The sequence below is a fragment of the Polynucleobacter sp. 35-46-11 genome (genome assembly GCF_002281105.1).
In genome coordinates, this window is the sequence record NZ_NCFJ01000512.1 from 1 (window position 1) to 1782 (window position 1782).

Here is a 1782-nt window from a genome sequence, read left to right on the forward strand (position 1 = left end):
CAAGCCTGAAGACATCTCGGTAATGAACCCTTATGGCCAAGTTCCGATCTTGGTTGAGCGTGACTTAATTTTGTATGAATCCAACATCATCAATGAATACATTGATGAGCGTTTTCCTCATCCACAATTAATGCCGCCTGATCCTGTAGCACGCGCACGCGCACGCCTCTTCCTCTTCAATTTTGAGAAAGAGTTATTTGTGCACGTAGCTGCCCTAGAGAATGAAAAAGGTAAGGCTGCAGAAAAAGTTCATGAAAAAGCACGTTTAGCAATTCGTGATCGCCTGACTCAGTTAGCTCCCATTTTTGTGAAGAATAAGTACATGTTGGGTGAAGAGTTCTCCATGCTTGATGTGGCTATTGCGCCTTTACTGTGGCGCTTAGAGCACTATGGCATTGATCTTTCGCGTAATGCTGCAGCCTTACTGAAATATGCTGAGCGTATTTTTAGTAGACCTGCTTACATTGAGGCATTAACTCCTTCAGAAAAGGTAATGCGCCGCTAAGCGGTGCATTTTCAGGCAGCTTCATGAGTATGTCTGAGATACCTAGTAATAAACCTTACCTAATCCGTGCGCTACATCAGTGGTGTACGGATTTTGGTTTTACGCCGTTTATTGCGGCATTCGTGGATGAAAATGTAGAAGTTCCCATGGAATTTGTGAAGAACAATGAAATTGTTCTAAATTTATCCCTAGAGGCTTGCCATCAATTGAACATGGATAACGACTGGATTAGTTTTCAGGCTAGGTTTGGCGGTATACCTAGAAAAATCATGGTTCCCGTAAGCCATGTCTTAGCAATCTATGCGCGGGAAAATGGCCAGGGAATGTCCTTCCCATTTGATCCAAAGCATCAGCAGTCGAATAAACAATCAAAAGAAGATATCCCCGGTGAAGTCCAAAAGCCAAAAGTCGGGAGACCTTCCTTGACGGTTGTGAAATAGGTTAAAATATCATCCGTTGCCCCTTTAGCTCATCTGGTAGAGCAACTGATTTGTAATCAGTAGGTGGTCTGTTCGAGTCGGACAAGGGGCACCAAAATATACCAAGGATTTACAGAAATTTGCTGTAAATCCTTTTTTCCTTATAAAACCCGTTTTTACATTTAATATCTCCAAATGAATCCTCAGGTCGGATACTTGATGAATCTCGCAATTGAATATATCCAGAGAGAGGATTTGGATGGCGCTCATCGATTACTTAATCAAGCCATGAAAATGAGCCCAAGGAATTCTGAGTTATTACGTTTATTAGGTGTACTAAGTGCCTTTAAAAATAATCGACAAGAAGCGCTAACAAAATTTGATCTTGCAATTAAGTTGGACAAAAAAAACTGGCTTGCACACACTAACCGTGGAAATATATTAAAAGATCTTCAGCGGTATGATGAAGCTATGAAGAGTTATGATCTAGCTATAGCACTTCAGTCGAACTATGCCGAAGTTCATAACAATAAGGGTAATTTATTACAAGATCTTAGAGAATATACAGCTGCTGTTGCATGTTATCAAAAAGCAATCGATTTGCAGCCAGACTATGCTGATGCATATGAAAATATGGGCAATGCGCTTCTCAATTTAAAACGACCACGTGATGCTCTTAGCTCATACAAAAAATCAGTTTCTATAGGCTCTGAAAAAAGTGTGAACATTGCAGCCTTAATTCATTGCAAGATGAAGCTATGTGATTGGAGTGATGTAGACCAGCTTTTCAATTCACTAATCACTATTAGTCCATCTAATCGAGTTAAGATGCACCCGTTTTATTTACTATCATTTGTT

General features: G+C 40.2%; 3 protein-coding genes and 1 tRNA gene. All 4 read left to right on the forward strand.

Annotated elements, in window-relative coordinates:
- Positions 1–505, forward strand: a 505-nt coding sequence (locus B7Y67_RS17030; RefSeq protein WP_293599647.1) for a glutathione binding-like protein, incomplete at its 5' end; no start/stop codon positions are given.
- A gap of 29 nt (positions 506–534) precedes the next feature.
- Positions 535–945, forward strand: coding sequence for a ClpXP protease specificity-enhancing factor (locus tag B7Y67_RS17035; protein WP_293599648.1), 411 nt, complete (start codon positions 535–537; stop codon positions 943–945).
- Between the two features lie 18 nt (positions 946–963).
- Positions 964–1039, forward strand: a tRNA-Thr gene (locus tag B7Y67_RS17040).
- 80 nt (positions 1040–1119) lie between these two features.
- Positions 1120–1782: tetratricopeptide repeat protein (locus tag B7Y67_RS17045; RefSeq protein ID WP_293599649.1), on the forward strand; the 663-nt coding region annotated here is incomplete at its 3' end.

Coding starts and splice junctions, on each gene's coding strand:
- B7Y67_RS17035 (WP_293599648.1), top strand. CDS start 535: ATGTCTGAGATACCTAGTAATAAACCTTACCTAATCCGTGCGCTACAT.